Source organism: Stenotrophomonas sp. 116085_Sma (genome assembly GCF_056479585.1).
This window is the reverse complement of record NZ_CM151057.1, coordinates 2918405-2933086: the sequence shown is the minus strand read 5'-3', so window position 1 is coordinate 2933086 and position 14682 is coordinate 2918405. Positions and strand designations below refer to the sequence as shown.

The following is a 14682-nucleotide window of genomic DNA, read 5'->3' as shown; positions in this document are numbered from 1 at the left end:
GCCTTACTTGACGGTGGACAGGTAAACAGAGAGATCGGCGATCTCCTGTTCGCTGAAGCTCATCGACTGCGCCTGCATCGTTGGATGCCGGCGCTTGCCCTGGCGGTACTCGGTCAGGGCCTGGGCCAGGTACTGCTGGGTCTGGCCGCCGATCTTCGGCACCCGGTAGCTGGGGTAGGCGTTCTTGTAGCCGGTGATGCCATGGCACCCCTGGCAGGTGTAGGCCAGCACGCGGCCATTGTCGAAGTTGCCGGTGGGCGCGGCAGGCGCCGGCGCAGCGGCAGGAGCCGGGGCCGGAGCGGGTGTGGCAGGAGCAGGAGCGGGCTGTGCGGCGGCCCCAAGGGGCAGGAGGACGGCCAGAGCGAGACAAGCGGCGAGCGGCTGCGGGCGCATGGTGTCGTTTCCGGGGATTCGGGTCTGGTCGTTCCGGCGTGGGGTACGGAACGACCCGAGTATAGCCTCAGGTTTCATCTAGCTGAAATGGGGTCGGCCCGACCGGTGGCGTGAAGGCACCATGACCTTTGGGATATGGTGTGGCCGTGAAGTGGTGCATTACTTTGCTACCACACCTGTCCACGCATCCTCCAGGGACCTGACGATGTCGCACCCAACCTTCCTGTCCGGCCGTCGCAGCGGAATCTGTGCCGCCGCACTGCTGATCTCCACCTCCCTGCTGCTGGGCGGTTGCGCCGCAGGGCCCAATTCCGAAGCCAAGGCCGCCGAGACCAAGGAGGAGAAGAAGGTCGACGCGGTGCCGGTCGAAGTGGCGGTGGCCAGCCACCGTGCGGTCGCGGCCAGCTACACCGGAACCGCTGCGCTGGAGCCGCGCGCCGAATCGCAGGTGGTCGCCAAGACCTCCGGCGTGGCGCTGGCGGTGCTGGTCGAGGAAGGCCAGCGGGTGACCGCTGGCCAGCCGCTGGTGCGGCTGGACCCGGATCGCGCACGCCTGGCTGTTGCCCAGAGCGAAGCGCAGATGCGCAAGCTGGAAAACAACTACCAGCGCGCCCAGAAACTGGTTGGCCAGCAGATGGTCAGTGCCGCCGATGTCGACCAGCTGCGCTTTGATCTGGAAAACGTCCGCGCGCAGTACCGCCTGGCGACGCTGGAACTGTCCTACACCACGGTGGTGGCGCCGATCTCCGGCGTGATCGCCTCGCGCTCGATCAAGACCGGCAATTTCGTGCAGATCAACACGCCGATCTTCCGCATCGTCGACAACTCGCGCCTGGAAGCCACCCTCAACGTGCCCGAGCGCGAACTGGCCACGCTGCGTGCCGGCCAGCCGGTGACGCTGGCTGCCGATGCGCTGCCGGGCCAGAGCTTCACCGGCACCGTCGACCGCATCGCGCCGGTGGTGGATTCGGGCAGCGGCACGTTTCGCGTGGTCAGTGCCTTCGATGGCGCCGCCCATGCGCTGCAGCCCGGCATGTTCGGGCGCATCCGCATCGATTACGACCAGCGTGCCGATGCGCTTGTGGTGCCGCGCCTGGCGCTGCTCGACGACGGTGAGCCGGCGGTGTTCCGGGTGCGCGAAGGCAAGGTCGCACGCGTTCCGGTCAAGCTGGGTTACGCCGAGGGCCCGTGGGTGGAGATCCGTGATGGCCTGGCGGCCGGTGATCAGGTGGTCACCGCCGGCAAGGTCGCGCTGCGCGACGGTACCGCGGTGCAGGTGATCGCCGATCCGAAGGCAAAGGCGAAGACGGTTGCAGCGGCCGCCAAGCCGGCGGACAAGGCCGGGAGCAAGCAATGACCGCCCCGGGCCACGACCACGGTGCCTCGCCGGCGAGCGACGGCGCCGCCGCCAGCATGCGCGGCGGCCTGGTGGAATTCGCCACCCGCCGCCGCGTGACCATCGCCATGTGCACGGTCACCCTGCTGCTGTTCGGCCTGATCGCGCTGGGCAACCTCAAGGTCAACCTGCTGCCTGACCTGAGCTACCCGACGCTGACCGTGCGCACCGAGTACACCGGTGCGGCGCCGACCGAAATCGAAACCCTGATCACCCAGCCGGTCGAAGAAGCGGTGGGCGTGGTCAAGAACCTGCGCAAGCTGAAGTCGGTCTCGCGCACCGGCCAGAGCGATGTGGTGCTGGAGTTCGCCTGGGGCACCAACATGGACCAGGCCAGCCTGGAGGTGCGCGACAAGATGGAAGCGCTGAACCTGCCACTGGAGGCCAAGTCCCCGGTGCTGCTGCGCTTCAATCCGTCCACCGAGCCGATCATGCGCCTGGTGCTGTCCAGCAAGACCGCGCCGGCCACCGATGCCGATGCGATCCGCGAGCTGACCGGCCTGCGCCGCTATGCCGATGAAGACCTGAAGAAGAAGCTGGAGCCGGTCACCGGCGTGGCGGCGGTCAAGGTCGGTGGCGGCCTGGAAGACGAGATCCAGGTCGACATCGACCAGCAGAAGCTGGCGCAGCTGAACCTGCCGATCGACACCGTCATCAAGCGCCTGAAGGACGAGAACATCAACATCTCCGGCGGTCGCCTGGAGGAGGGTTCGCAGCGCTTCCTGGTGCGTACCGTCAACCAGTTCGCCGACCTGGAGGAAATCCGCAACCTGCTGGTCACCACCCAGGCGTCGAACGGCAGCGCGGCCGACTCGGCGCTGCAGCAGATGTTCAACATCGCCGCATCGACCGGTTCGGCGGCCGCCATCGCGGCGGCCTCGGCGGCGCAGAGCGCATCGTCCGGCGGTGGTTCCAGCGTGGTCGCCAATGGTGTGCCGGTGCGCCTGAAGGACGTGGCCACCGTGCGCCAGGGCTACAAGGAACGCGAAGCAGTGATCCGCCTGGGCGGCAAGGAGTCGGTTGAGCTGGCCATCTACAAGGAAGGCGATGCCAACACCGTGTCCACCGCCGAAGCGCTGCGCAAGCGCCTGGGGCAGATCAAGGGCACGTTCCCGTCCGATGTCGAGATGACCACCATCGAGGACCAGTCGCGCTTCATCGAGCACGCCATCGCCGACGTCAAGAAGGATGCAGTGATCGGCGGCCTGCTGGCGATCCTGATCATCTTCCTGTTCCTGCGTGATGGCTGGAGCACGTTCGTGATCAGCCTGTCGCTGCCGGTCTCGATCATCGCCACGTTCTTCTTCATGGGCCAGCTCGGCCTGAGCCTGAACGTGATGTCGCTGGGCGGCCTGGCGCTGGCGACCGGCCTGGTGGTGGACGACTCGATCGTGGTGCTGGAGAGCATCGCCAAGGCCCGCGAGCGTGGCCTGGGCATCCTGCAGGCGGCCATCGTCGGTACCCGCGAAGTGAGCATGGCGGTGGTCGCCTCGACCCTGACCACCATCGCGGTATTCCTGCCGCTGGTGTTCGTCGACGGCATCGCCGGCCAGCTGTTCCGCGACCAGGCACTGACCGTGGCGATCGCCATTGCGATCTCGCTGCTGGTGTCGATGACCCTGATCCCGATGCTCAGCTCGCTGAAGGGACGGCCGCCGCTGGCGTTCCCGGAAGAAGCACCGAACGAACCGTGGCATCCGCAGAACCGCTGGCAGAAGCCGGTGGCACTGGGTCGCCGTGGTGCTGTCGCAACCGCGCGCTGGAGCTTCTATGCACTGGCCTGGCTGGTCGTGCGTGCATGGCGTGGCGTGGTGGCGGTGGTCGGCCCGGTGATGCGCAAGGCCAGCGACCTGGCGATGAAGCCCTATGCCGGTGCCGAGCGCGGCTACCTGCGGCTGCTGCCAAGCGCGCTGGCCCATCCGGGCAAGGTGCTGGGCGTGGCCACGATCATCTTCGTGGCGACCATGGCGCTGGTGCCGATGCTTGGTGCCGACCTGATCCCGCAGCTGGCTCAGGACCGCTTCGAAATGACGGTGAAGCTGCCGGCCGGCACGCCGCTGAAGCAGACCGATGCGCTGGTGCGCGAACTGCAGCTGGCCCACGGCAACGGCGAGGGCGTGGCCTCGCTGTACGGCGTCAGTGGCAGCGGCACCCGCCTGGATGCCAGCCCGACCGAGAGCGGCGAGAACATCGGCAAGCTGACCGTGGTGATGGAAGGCGGTGGCAACGCGCGAACCGAAGCGGAGATCACCGAGCGCCTGCGTGACACCATGGGCCAGCATCCAGGTGCACAGGTCGACTTCGCGCGGCCGGCGCTGTTCAGCTTCTCCACGCCGCTGGAAATCGAGCTGCGCGGGCAGGACATGGCGACGCTGGAAGTGGCTGGCCAGCGCCTGGCGGCGATGCTGCGTGGCAATGCACACTACGCCGACGTGAAGTCGACGGTGGAAGAGGGCTTCCCGGAAATCCAGATCCGCTTCGACCAGGAGCGTGCCGGTGCACTGGGCCTGACCACCCGACAGATCGCCGATGTGGTGGTGAAGAAGGTGCGCGGCGACGTGGCCACCCGCTACAGCTTCCGCGATCGCAAGATCGACGTGCTGGTGCGTGCGCAGGAGGGCGACCGTGCCAGCGTGGAGAGCATCCGCCGGCTGATCGTCAATCCGGGCAGCACCCGTCCGGTCACATTGGACGCAGTAGCCGACGTAGTCGCCACCACCGGCCCCAGCGAGATCCATCGCGCCGACCAGACCCGCGTCGCCGTGGTCTCGGCCAACCTGCGTGACATCGATCTGGGCGCTGCCATGCGCGAAGTGCAGCAGATGGTGGCCGAACAGCCACTGGGTGCGGGCGTTGGCCTGCACATCGGCGGCCAGGGCGAGGAGCTGGCGCAGGCGGCGAAATCGCTGATCTTCGCCTTCGGCCTGGCGATTTTCCTGGTCTATCTGGTGATGGCCTCGCAGTTCGAGTCGCTGCTGCATCCGTTCGTGATCCTGTTCACCATCCCGCTGGCACTGGTCGGCGCGATCCTGGCGCTGATGCTGACCGGCAAGCCCATCTCGGTGGTGGTGTTCATCGGCCTGATCCTGCTGGTCGGCCTGGTCACCAAGAACGCGATCATCCTGATCGACAAGGTCAACCAGCTGCGCGAGGCCGGCGTGGCCAAGCATGAAGCGCTGGTGGAAGGTGCGCGCTCGCGCTTGCGGCCGATCATCATGACCACGCTGTGCACGCTGTTCGGCTTCCTGCCGCTGGCGGTGGCGATGGGCGAGGGCGCCGAAGTGCGCGCGCCGATGGCGATCACCGTGATCGGTGGCCTGCTGGTGTCGACCCTGCTGACCCTGCTGGTGATCCCGGTGGTGTACGACCTGATGGATCGCCGCGGTGATGCCTATTACCGCGAGCGTGGCCGCAAGCACGCCGGTGAGATCGAGCCGGGTGTGGCGGGCAGTGAGGCGGGCGCGGAGGAACCGGCATGAGTGTTGCCGAGTTCTCCATCCGCCGCCCGGTCACCACCATCATGTGTTTCGTGTCACTGGTGGTGATCGGCCTGATCGCCTCGTTCCGGCTGCCGCTGGAAGCGCTGCCGGACATCTCCGCGCCGTTCCTGTTCGTACAGATTCCGTATACCGGTTCAACCCCGGAAGAAGTGGAGCGGACCATCATCCGCCCGGTGGAGGAATCGCTGGCGACGATGACCGGCATCAAGCGCATGCGTTCGTCGGCTACCTCCGAAGCGGCGCTGATCTTCATCGAGTTCAGCGACTGGGACCGCGACATCGCCATCGCCGCGTCCGATGCCCGCGAGCGCATCGATGCGATCCGCAGCGACCTGCCCGATGACCTGCAGCGCTACAACGTGTTCAAGTGGTCCAGCAGCGACCAGCCGGTGCTGAAGGTGCGCCTGGCCAGCACCACCGACCTGACCACCGCGTACGACATGCTTGACCGCGAATTCAAGCGGCGCATCGAGCGCATTCCCGGCGTGGCCCGCGTCGACATCACCGGTGCGCCGCCGAACGAAGTCGAGATTGCCATCGACCCGAACCGGCTCAACGCGCATGGCCTGAGCATCAATGAGCTCAGCGAGCGCCTGCGCACGCTGAACTTCTCGATCTCGGCCGGGCAGATCGATGACAACGGGCAGCGCGTGCGCGTGCAGCCGGTGGGCGAGATCACCGACCTGCAGGAAATGCGCGACCTGGTGATCAACGCCAAGGGCCTGCGCCTGGGCGACATCGCCGACGTGCGCCTGAAGCCGGCGCGGATGAACTACGGGCGCCGCCTGGACGGCAACCCGGCGGTTGGCCTGGACATCTTCAAGGAGCGTAGCGCCAACCTGGTGGAGGTGTCGCGCGCGGCGCTGGCGGAGGTTGAAGCGATCCGTGCCGAAGCGTCGATGCGCGACGTCCAGATCAAGGTGATCGACAACCAGGGCAAGGCGGTGACCTCCTCGCTGCTGGAGTTGGCCGAGGCCGGTGCGGTCGGCCTGATCCTGTCGGTGACGGTGCTGTTCTTCTTCCTGCGGCACTGGCCATCGACGCTGATGGTGACCCTGGCCATTCCAATCTGCTTCACCATCACCCTGGGCTTCATGTACTTCGTCGGGGTGACGCTGAACATCCTGACCATGATGGGCCTGCTGCTGGCGGTGGGCATGCTGGTCGACAACGCCGTGGTGGTGGTGGAGAGCATCTACCAGGAGCGCGAGCGCCTGCCGGGGCAGCCGCGGCTGGCCTCGATCATCGGCACCCGCAACGTGGCCATCGCGCTCAGCGCCGGCACGCTGTGCCACTGCATCGTGTTCGTGCCGAACCTGTTCGGCGAGACCAACAACATCAGCATCTTCATGGCGCAGATCGCGATCACCATCTCGGTCTCGCTGCTGGCCTCGTGGCTGGTCGCGGTCAGCCTGATCCCGATGTTGTCCGCACGCATGGCCACGCCCAAGCTGGTGCACTCGCAGACCGGCCTGATCGCGCGCCTGCAACGCCGCTACGCCAGGCTGCTGGACTGGTCGCTGCGCCACCGCGGCTGGAGCCTGCTTGGCATTCTGCTGGTGGTGCTGGTCAGCCTGGTGCCGATGAAGCTGACCAAGATCGACATGTTCGGTGGTGACGGCGGCAAGGACATCTTCATCGGCTACATGTGGAAGGGCGCCTACACCTACCGGCAGATGTCAGAGGAAGTGGCGCGGGTGGAGAACTGGATCGACGCCAACCGCGAGCGCCTGCACGTCAAGCAGGTGTACTCCTGGTACAGCGAGCAGGAAGGCAGCTCGACCGTGGTCACCCTGGACGAGAAGTACGCCAAGGACATCAAGGCGCTGCAGGAAGAACTGCGCAAGGGGCTGCCGAAGTCGGCGCGTACCGACTACTTCGTCGGCAACCAGGGTGGTGATGGCGGCGGTGGCGGCAACCAGGGCGTGCAGGTGCAGCTGGTCGGCGATTCCAGTTCGATGCTGCAGGAGATCGGCCAGGAAGTGGTGCCGCTGCTGGCCCAGCGTGCCGAGCTGCGCGACGTGCGCATCGACAATGGCGAGAAGGGCGGCGAACTGAAGGTGCGTGTCGACCGCGAGCGTGCGGCGGCGTTCGGCTTCAACGCCGAACAGGTCGCCAGCTTCGTCGGCCTGGCGCTGCGCGGTGCACCGATGCGCGAGTTCCGCCGTGGCGACAACGAAGTGCCGGTGTGGGTGCGTTTCGCGGGTGCCGAGCAGAGCAGCCCGGAAGACCTGGCCGGTTTCAGCGTGCGTACCGGCGATGGCCGCAGCGTGCCGCTGCTGAGCCTGGTCACCGTCGACGTCGGTTCGTCAGCCACCCAGATCGGCCGCACCAACCGCCAGACTACGCTGACCATCAAGGCCAACCTGGCCGAGAAAGTCACCGCGCCGGATGGCCGCAAGGCGATGGAGTCGGTGCTCAAGCCGATGAACTTCCCGGCAGGCTATGGCTTCACCTTCGATGGTGGCGACTACGGCAACGATGACGAGGCCATGCAGCAGATGGTGTTCAACCTGCTGATCGCGCTGGTGATGATCTACGTGGTGATGGCGGCAGTGTTCGAGTCGCTGCTGTTCCCGGCGGCGATCATGAGCGGCGTGCTGTTCTCGATCTTCGGCGTGTTCTGGCTGTTCTGGATCACTGGCACCTCGTTCGGAATCATGTCCTTCATCGGCATCCTGGTGCTGATGGGCGTGGTGGTGAACAACGGCATCGTGATGATCGAGCACATCAACAACCTGCGGCGCGGCGGCATGGGCCGGACGCAGGCACTGGTGGAAGGCTCCCGCGAGCGCCTGCGCCCGATCATGATGACCATGGGCACGGCAATCCTGGCGATGGTGCCGATCTCGCTGACCAACACGCAGATGTTCGGCAACGGCCCGGAGTACGCACCGATGGCGCGCGCGATTGCCGGCGGCCTGGCGTTCTCGACCGTGGTCAGCCTGCTGTTCCTGCCGACGATCTATGCGGTGCTCGATGACCTGCGCAATGCCGTGACGCGGCTGATCCGCCGCGCGCGTGGCCTGGAGGTCGTGGCGGGTACCCCGGTGTAGTGGTCGAGCTTGCTCGACCGTAATGCACATCAACGTGTTGTGGTGTGGGGGAGGCCGGTCGTAGTGGGGCGGCCTCCCCCTTTTTTTTGCTCGCCGCGTCTGTTTGCCTCTGTAGAGCCGAAGGCAGCGGCAGGAGCCGCTGCCAACGTCGCTTGCGACGGCCCGGAGGGTGTCGGCCAAGACGGCCGGCATAGCCATGCTCGGCTGCTGTTCGCCGCGTCGCGCCGTCGCCCGAGCATGGGCTCGGGCGCTACAGATTCCGTGCCCATGTAGAGCCGAGCCATGCTCGGCTGCTGGTCACCGCGTTGCGGCGTCGCCCGAGCATGGGCTCGGGCGCTACAGATTCCGTGCCCATGTAGAGCCGAGCCATGCTCGGCTGCACTTCGCCGCGTCGCGGGCGCCGCCCGAGCATGGGCTCGGGCGCTACAGATTCCGTGCCCATGTAGAGCCGAGCCCATGCTCGGCTGCTGTTCGCCGCGTCGCGGGCGCCGCCCGAGCATGGGCTCGGGCGCTACAGATTCCGTGCCCATGTAGAGCCGAGCCGATGCTCGGCTGCTGTTCGCCGCGTCGCGGCGTCGCCCGAGCGTGGGCTAAGGGCGCTACAGATTCCGTGCCCATGTAGAGCCGAGCCGGTGTTCGGCTGCTGTTCGCCGCGTTGCGGCGTCGCCCGAGCATGGGCTCGGGCGCTACAGATTCCGTGCCCATGTAGAGCCGAGCCGATGCTCGGCTGCTGTTCGCCGCGTCGCGGCGTCGCCCGGGCATGGGCTCGGGCGCTACAGATTCCGCGCCCATGTAGAGCCGAGCCGATGCTCGGCTGCTGTTCGCCGCGTCGCGGCGTCGCCCGGGCATGGGCTCGGGCGCTACAGATTCTGTGGCCGGTTGAGGCCTACCCCGCGACCTTGCCCCATACCTTGAACGTGGTGAGCCACAGACCGAGCATGCTGCCGATGTTGGTCAGCATGAAAGTCAGCACCACGCGGGTGACGCGGTTGCGGTACCAGCCCTTCAGGCTCTGCGCATCGTCGCGCAGCTTGAGGAAGTCCTCGTACGCCGGCTTGCGCAGTCGCGCTTCCACCAGCGCCGAGAACGCGCCGGTGGGAATGCTCAGGCGGAACGGCTTGAACGGGGCCACCGCGATCGCGGTGAGGATGCTCAGCGGATGGCCGCCGGCCAGCAGGCAGCCCAGGCCCGCCAGGCCGCCGGTATACATCGCCCAGGTCGCCAGCAGTTCGGTACCCACGCCGAGGCCGCCGCGGTAGAAGCCAACGCCGATGCCGGTCGCCACGATCGCCAGGATGCCCAGCGTGAACCACGGGATGTTGCGCTTCTTCGGTACTGCTTCCAGCTCGGCACGCAGCGGTGCCGGTGCTTCGGTGTCGGTTTCCAGGTAGCGCGCCAGGCCTGCAAGATGGCCCGCACCGACAACCGCCAGTACTTCACGCTGTTGCGGGTTGTGTTCCTCGCGCAGGCGCGTGGCCATGTAGCGGTCGCGTTCGCCGATGATGGTCTCGTACAGCGCCGGGCTCTCGCTGGCGAACTCGCCGAAGCTCGATTCCAGCATGTCGCCCTGCTTGAGCTTCTCGATCTCGTTCTCGCCCACTTCCTCGGACGAGAACAGGCCGGCGCCGAGGCCGGCGACCAGCTTCAGCTTGCCGAAGAAGCCCAGCCGCTGCGAGGCGCGGCGGAAGGTCAGGCCGACCTCGCGGTCGATCAGGTGCACCGGCAGGTCGCGTTCGCGGGCCAGTTCCACTGCGCGCTTCAGTTCGGCGCCCGGTTCGATGTCCAGCTGCTCGGCCAGGCGGCGCTGGTAGGCGGACAGGGCCAGGTTGGCGGCGAACAGGGCGACGCGACCCTTGCGGATCACCTCGACCAGGTCGAGCTTGGCCAGCGTGTCCGGGTCGCTCAGCGCCTGCAGGCGCTGCGGGTCCAGCTCGACCGCCACCGCATCGAAGCGGCCACTGTCGATGGCTTTCTCCACGGCTTCAACGCTGGCGCGCGAAACGTGGGCAGTGCCCAGCAGGGTGTAGCGCACGCCGTCGCGTTCGACGACGCGCACCGGCTGGCCGGCGAACAGATCGTCGCCGGTCTCGGGAAGGGTTTCGGTCATGGGTTCATTCATTGGAAGGTGCGGTGTCGGCGCCATCGCCCAGCGCGCGCTGCATCTGCACGGTATCCAGCCAGCGGCCGTGCTTGCGGCCGAGGCCACGGAACACGCCCACCAGTTCGAAGCCGAAGCGTTCGTGCAGCTTGATGGAAGCGGTATTGGTCGGTTCGCCGATCACCGCCACCATCTGCCGGTAGCCACGCGCCACGCAGGCGTCGATCAGGGCCTGCAGCAGGCCGGTGCCGACGCCCTTGCCCTGGAAGCGGGCATCGACGTAGACCGAGTTTTCCACGGTCCACTGGTAGGCGACGCGGGTGCGGTAGGTGTTGGCGTAGGCATAGCCGGCCACCTGGCCGTCGATCTCGGCGACCAGGTAGGGGAAACCACGATCGATGATGTCGCGCATGCGGCGCAGCATCTCGGTCGCGTCCGGGATGTCGTACTCGTAGGTGTTGACGAAGTCGGTCACTTCCACCGCATAGATCGCGGTGATCGCGTCGATGTCGGCCGGGCCGGCATCACGGATGAGGACGGCCATGCGCGGCTCCGGCTCAGTCGATGTAGCGCTTGAGCAGGTCACCGTACGCGTCGATGCGACGGTCGCGCAGGAACGGCCAGATGCGGCGCACGTGCTCGCTGCGCTGCAGGTCGACATCGCACAGCAGAACCGTGGCATCGGTGCCGGCTTCGGCCAGGAACTCGCCCTGCGGGCCGAGCACGTGGCTGTTGCCCCAGAACTGGATGCCCGACGCGCCCAGCGGCGACGCCTCGTGGCCGACGCGGTTGCAGCTCAGCACCGGCAGGCCGTTGGCCACGGCGTGGCCACGGTGGCTCAGCACCCAGGCGTCGCGCTGGCGGGTTTTCTCGTCCTGCACATCGTCCGGGTCCCAGCCGATCGCGGTCGGGTACAGCAGAAGTTCGGCGCCGGCCAGCGCCATCAGGCGCGCCGCTTCCGGGTACCACTGGTCCCAGCACACCAGCACGCCAAGGCGGCCCACCGAGGTATCGATCGGCTTGAAGCCGATGTCGCCCGGGGTGAAGTAGAACTTCTCGTAGAAGCCCGGATCATCCGGGATATGCATCTTGCGGTACTTGCCGAGCAGGGTACCGTCCTTCTCGAACACCACGGCGGTGTTGTGGTACAGGCCGGCAGCGCGGCGCTCGAACAGCGAGCCGACCAGCACCACGCCATGCTTCTTCGCCAGTGCGCCCAGGCGCTCGGTGCTCGGGCCCGGAATCGGCTCGGCCAGGTCGAATTCGTCCACCGATTCGTGCTGGCAGAAATACGGGCCGTTGTGCAGTTCCTGCAGCAGCACCAGCTTGGCACCCTGCGCAGCCGCCTCGGCCACGCGTGCTTCGATCACCGCCAGGTTGGCGGCGGCATCACCGTGGTTGCGCTCCTGGATCAGGGCGACGGTAAGGGGGCTGCGCGAGTTCATGCGGGGCGTTCCTGCGGGGGAAAACCTGCATGTTAGCGCGGATGGGCGGCGACGGCGTGTCGCGCGCTGAATGGGCCGGTGTTGTAGAGCCGAGCCCATGCTCGGCTGCGTTCCGCTTCGATCGCGCGAGCGGCCAGCCGAGCGTGGGCTCGGCTCTACAAGGAGCCAGGCGAGCATGGCTCGACTCTACAAAAGCGGTGCCGGGCGGGGCCCGACGTCATCCATCAGGCCTTCAGCAGGCCGTCCGGCAGCTGCATGGTGATGCAGTGCAGGCTGCCGTTCTGCCAGATCAGCGAGCGGCAGGGCACCTGCACGATCTCGCGGCCCGGGTGCGCCTGCGCCAGCACGTCGCGGGCCAGGTCATCGGCCGGGTCGCCATAGGCCGGCATCAGCACCGCGCCATTGATGATCAGGTAGTTGGCGTACGAAGCGGCCAGGCGGCGGCCTTCGTCGATCACCGGCTGTGCCCACGGCAGCGGGAACAGGCGGTACGGCTTGCCATCCTTGGTGCGCAGCGCGGCCAGCTCATTGCCCATCGCCTGCAGTTCGGCGTAGTGCGAGTCGCTCTCGTCGTCGCAGGCCTGGTAGACGATGCTGTCCGGCGAGGCGAAGCGGGCGAGGGTGTCGATGTGCGCGTCGGTGTCGTCGCCTTCCAGGTAGCCGTGGTCCAGCCACAGCACGCGGTCCTGCTGCAGCCAGTCGGTCAGGTCGGCGCTCAGGCTTGCCCGGTCGCGGTCCGGGTGGCGCTCGTGCAGGCACTTCCAGGTGGTCAGCAGGGTGCCTTCGCCATCGGTCTCGATGCCGCCGCCTTCCAGCGCGAACGGAATGCTGCGCACCGCCGCGTTGTTGAACACCCCGGCCTGGTCGAGCACGCCCACCAGCTGGTCATCGAGGGTGGCATCGAACTTGCCGCCCCAGCCGGTGAAGCGGAAGTCCAGCAGCTGAAAGCTGCCATCGGCGCGGCGCAGGGTGATCGGGCCCGAATCACGCAGCCAGGTATCGTCGTAGGCGGCCGTGGTGAAGTGGACCTTGTCCATGTCGATGCGGTTGGAGCGCAGCCGCATTTCGGCATAGGTCTCCACATCGTCGTCGGCCACGCAGATCAGCACCGGCTGGAAGCGGGTGATGGCCGCGACCAGGGCGATGTAGGTCTCTTCCACCTGGCCCAGGCGGTCGGCCCAGTCGGTGTCGGCGGTGGGCCAGGCAATCAGGACGCCGCTCTGGGCTTCCCACTCGGCAGGAAAACGAAGGGTCTGGTTCATGGTCTCGCTACACAGGCCCGCCCACGGCGGGTAAAGGGATCAACGGATCGGCGGTTTCGGGCCGATTTCGTTCGGGTCCGCCTGGTTGGCCACCACGTCGATCACCTTCTGCTTCTCGAAGTAGACGGTGAACTGCGGGTACACCCAGCGGTTGATGGTTGGCCATTGCCGCTTCTGCCCGCCACGCGGCTGCAGTTGTTCGCTCGGCGCGCCGAACTGCGCCTGCACCTGCTGCATGCTCTGGCCGCGAACGGGCAGGGCGCCGGCCGGCTTCTCGCGGGCGCGGTCGACAAGCAGCGTATCGGCCATCGCCGGCGTGGCGGCAGCCAGGGTGGCCATCACGGCCAGGGCGGACAGGTAACGCTTCATCTCGATCTACTCCCCAGTGGTCAAGAAAGGCGATTACAGCAAAAACGGCAGGGAAAAGCCGCATAAACAAAAAACCGCCCGAAGGCGGTTTCTTGCATCGGGTCGGCCCCGCGTAGGGCCAGCCGCAGCCGCGAGGGCTGTTGGGCTTAGCGCTGACGCGCCTTGAAACGCGGGTTCGACTTGCAGATGACGAAGATCTTGCCGCGACGACGGACGACCTTGCAGTCGCGGTGACGGGCCTTCGCCGACTTCAGGGAGGACAGGACTTTCATGGCATACCTCGGCGTAAACAGTAGTTGTTCGGGTGGAGCGTGGCCGCGATATGCGAAAGACAATCGGCAGTTGACGCTCGTTCAAGCCCGCCATTCTACCGGGCTTTTTGTCGATGTTTCAAGTGGTTGCACGAAAGTCGCCGCGCGGGGCCCCGGGCAGGGGCTAGAATGACCCCTTCACACGCTCTGGGAACCCCATGAATCCACTCGCTCCCGTCCTGACCATCGACGGCCCTTCCGGGGCCGGCAAGGGTACCATCAGCCGCATCATCGCGCGCCGGATGGGCTGGCACTACCTGGATTCGGGCGCGCTGTACCGCGCGGTGGGCGTGGCCGCGAGCTGGGCCGACATCGACACTTCTGACGCCTCGGCGCTGGTGCGGTGCACCTTCGACACCCATGTTCAGTTTGTTGAACAGGGCGAGTCGATGCGGGTCATGGTCAACGGCACCGATGCCACCGACGAGCTGCGCCTGGAGACCACCGGCGCCCTGGCCTCCGCCATTGCCGCCATTCCCGAGGTCCGGGCTGCCCTGAAGGAGCGCCAGCGCGCATTCAGGGAGCTGCCGGGCCTGGTCGCCGACGGCCGTGACATGGGCACGGTGATCTTCAAGGACGCCCCCTACAAGGTCTTCCTGACCGCCAGTGCCGAGGAGCGCGCCGAGCGCCGGCATAAGCAGTTGAAAGACAAGGGGGTTTCTGTTAACTTTGATGACCTCCTGCGCGAGATCATGGCCCGCGACGCCCGTGATGCTCAGCGTACCGTGGCGCCCCTGAAGCCGGCAGACGATGCTGTCCTCATCGACACCACAGGCATCGGCATCGATGGTGTCGTTGCCCGAGTGATGGATCTGCTTCCGGTTCCGGCTGCCTGATCCGTTCGCGCAGGAG

Annotated in this window: 11 protein-coding genes; 4 read left to right on the top strand and 7 right to left on the bottom strand. The window is 66.8% G+C overall.

Translation table 11 applies throughout. The features are described 5' to 3' along the window. Positions 1–3: 3 nt before the first annotated feature. Positions 4–393 carry a c-type cytochrome gene (locus ACZK0Z_RS13660; protein WP_005413034.1) on the bottom strand — a complete coding sequence of 130 codons (390 nt, stop codon included), beginning with the start codon at positions 391–393 and terminating at the stop codon, positions 4–6. 205 nt (positions 394–598) lie between these two features. Here ACZK0Z_RS13660 and ACZK0Z_RS13655 point away from each other — a divergent pair, with 205 nt between their 5' ends. The 3 genes from ACZK0Z_RS13655 to ACZK0Z_RS13645 are packed head-to-tail and all read left to right on the top strand — an operon-like array spanning position 599 to position 8345. Continuing rightward, positions 599–1750, top strand: a complete 1152-nt coding sequence (locus ACZK0Z_RS13655) for an efflux RND transporter periplasmic adaptor subunit (protein ID WP_021204157.1) — start codon at positions 599–601, stop codon at positions 1748–1750. Next, the gene (locus ACZK0Z_RS13650) at positions 1747–5268 is read left to right on the top strand and encodes an efflux RND transporter permease subunit (protein ID WP_197632470.1); all 3522 of its coding nucleotides are present in this window, start codon (positions 1747–1749) and stop codon (positions 5266–5268) included. Before ACZK0Z_RS13655 ends, ACZK0Z_RS13650 begins: the two co-directional genes overlap by 4 nt. Then, the gene (locus ACZK0Z_RS13645; RefSeq protein ID WP_197632469.1) at positions 5265–8345 is read left to right on the top strand and encodes an efflux RND transporter permease subunit; all 3081 of its coding nucleotides are present in this window, start codon (positions 5265–5267) and stop codon (positions 8343–8345) included. The genes ACZK0Z_RS13650 and ACZK0Z_RS13645 overlap by 4 nt, the downstream gene beginning before the upstream one ends. Before the next feature lie 886 nt (positions 8346–9231). Here ACZK0Z_RS13645 and ACZK0Z_RS13640 read toward each other — a convergent pair. The 6 genes from ACZK0Z_RS13640 to ykgO form a co-directional block, all read right to left on the bottom strand. Then, positions 9232–10452 (bottom strand): TraB/GumN family protein, encoded by a 1221-nt coding sequence (locus tag ACZK0Z_RS13640; RefSeq protein ID WP_005409278.1) that lies wholly within the window; start codon positions 10450–10452, stop codon positions 9232–9234. A 4-nt stretch (positions 10453–10456) separates the two neighbouring features. Beyond that, a complete protein-coding gene (locus tag ACZK0Z_RS13635; protein ID WP_049429014.1) occupies positions 10457–10987 on the bottom strand; it encodes a GNAT family N-acetyltransferase in 531 nt (176 codons plus the stop codon). Between the two features lie 13 nt (positions 10988–11000). Next, positions 11001–11888: a carbon-nitrogen hydrolase gene (locus ACZK0Z_RS13630; protein WP_005409280.1), complete on the bottom strand. Its 888-nt coding sequence runs from the start codon at positions 11886–11888 to the stop codon at positions 11001–11003. A 224-nt stretch (positions 11889–12112) separates the two neighbouring features. After that, positions 12113–13150, bottom strand: a complete 1038-nt coding sequence (locus tag ACZK0Z_RS13625) for an agmatine deiminase family protein (protein ID WP_197632468.1) — start codon at positions 13148–13150, stop codon at positions 12113–12115. Between the two features lie 39 nt (positions 13151–13189). Further along, a complete protein-coding gene (locus tag ACZK0Z_RS13620) occupies positions 13190–13489 on the bottom strand; it encodes a hypothetical protein (RefSeq protein ID WP_226053522.1) in 300 nt (99 codons plus the stop codon). Between the two features lie 176 nt (positions 13490–13665). Next, entirely contained in the window at positions 13666–13791 is a 126-nt protein-coding gene (ykgO, locus tag ACZK0Z_RS13615; protein WP_005409283.1) for a type B 50S ribosomal protein L36, read from the bottom strand. A gap of 197 nt (positions 13792–13988) precedes the next feature. On the opposite strand from ykgO, the gene cmk reads away from it, so the two are divergent. Then, positions 13989–14666, top strand: coding sequence for a (d)CMP kinase (gene cmk, locus ACZK0Z_RS13610; protein ID WP_197632467.1), 678 nt, complete (start codon positions 13989–13991; stop codon positions 14664–14666). Positions 14667–14682 lie beyond the last annotated feature (16 nt).

Coding starts and splice junctions, on each gene's coding strand:
- ACZK0Z_RS13635 (WP_049429014.1), bottom strand. CDS start 10,987: ATGGCCGTCCTCATCCGTGATGCCGGCCCGGCCGACATCGACGCGATC.
- ACZK0Z_RS13620 (WP_226053522.1), bottom strand. CDS start 13,489: ATGGCCACCCTGGCTGCCGCCACGCCGGCGATGGCCGATACGCTGCTT.
- ACZK0Z_RS13660 (WP_005413034.1), bottom strand. CDS start 393: ATGCGCCCGCAGCCGCTCGCCGCTTGTCTCGCTCTGGCCGTCCTCCTG.
- ACZK0Z_RS13650 (WP_197632470.1), top strand. CDS start 1,747: ATGACCGCCCCGGGCCACGACCACGGTGCCTCGCCGGCGAGCGACGGC.
- cmk (WP_197632467.1), top strand. CDS start 13,989: ATGAATCCACTCGCTCCCGTCCTGACCATCGACGGCCCTTCCGGGGCC.
- ACZK0Z_RS13655 (WP_021204157.1), top strand. CDS start 599: ATGTCGCACCCAACCTTCCTGTCCGGCCGTCGCAGCGGAATCTGTGCC.
- ACZK0Z_RS13630 (WP_005409280.1), bottom strand. CDS start 11,888: ATGAACTCGCGCAGCCCCCTTACCGTCGCCCTGATCCAGGAGCGCAAC.
- ACZK0Z_RS13625 (WP_197632468.1), bottom strand. CDS start 13,150: ATGAACCAGACCCTTCGTTTTCCTGCCGAGTGGGAAGCCCAGAGCGGC.
- ACZK0Z_RS13645 (WP_197632469.1), top strand. CDS start 5,265: ATGAGTGTTGCCGAGTTCTCCATCCGCCGCCCGGTCACCACCATCATG.
- ACZK0Z_RS13640 (WP_005409278.1), bottom strand. CDS start 10,452: ATGACCGAAACCCTTCCCGAGACCGGCGACGATCTGTTCGCCGGCCAG.
- ykgO (WP_005409283.1), bottom strand. CDS start 13,791: ATGAAAGTCCTGTCCTCCCTGAAGTCGGCGAAGGCCCGTCACCGCGAC.